Annotated in this window: 1 protein-coding gene; it reads left to right on the forward strand. The window is 37.4% G+C overall.

Annotation, left to right across the window (positions count from 1 at the left end; genetic code table 11):
- Nucleotides 1-641 (forward strand): PorP/SprF family type IX secretion system membrane protein (locus WFZ86_RS20125; protein WP_342693613.1); only part of this gene is annotated, 641 nt, incomplete at both ends.

Consider the following 641-nt stretch of genomic DNA (forward strand, 5'->3'; position numbering starts at 1 on the left):
GCGTATGCAGGTAGTCGCGGAGTTATGAGCATATTTGCGCTGCATCGTACCCAATGGGTAGGTTTGGATGGAGCACCCACTACTAATGCCGCCTCAATCAATACGCCTATTAGCAATAGTAATTTAGGATTAGGTCTTTCATTTGTTAATGACAAAATTGGACCTACGAATGAAAATACGATTTCAGCAGACTTATCCTACACCATTCCCACTTCAGAGAATTTTAAACTCTCTTTTGGGATGAAAGCGACCGCTAATTTGTTTAATTTGAATGTTAACAAACTCAATCCTGTTGATCAAGGGGATCCACAATTTCAGAATTTAAGAAACGTCTTTACTCCAAACATCGGAGCTGGTATTTACTATCATTCAGACAAAGCTTATCTAGGATTATCGGTTCCTAATTTCATTCAAACCAATCGTTATGACGATAATGAAGTGGTGATTTTTAAAGAAAAAATGAATTATTATTTAATAGGAGGTTATGTGTTTGACTTATCGAATGACATCAAATTCAAACCTGCATTTTTAACCAAATTAGTAAAAGGTTCTCCTTTACAAGTAGATGCATCAGCGAACTTTATGTTTGTAGAGAAAGTAGTGGTTGGAGTGGCTTACCGATGGAGCGCTGCGATGAGTGC

Source organism: Flavobacterium polysaccharolyticum, assembly GCF_038739875.1.
Lineage (GTDB): Bacteria > Bacteroidota > Bacteroidia > Flavobacteriales > Flavobacteriaceae > Flavobacterium > Flavobacterium polysaccharolyticum.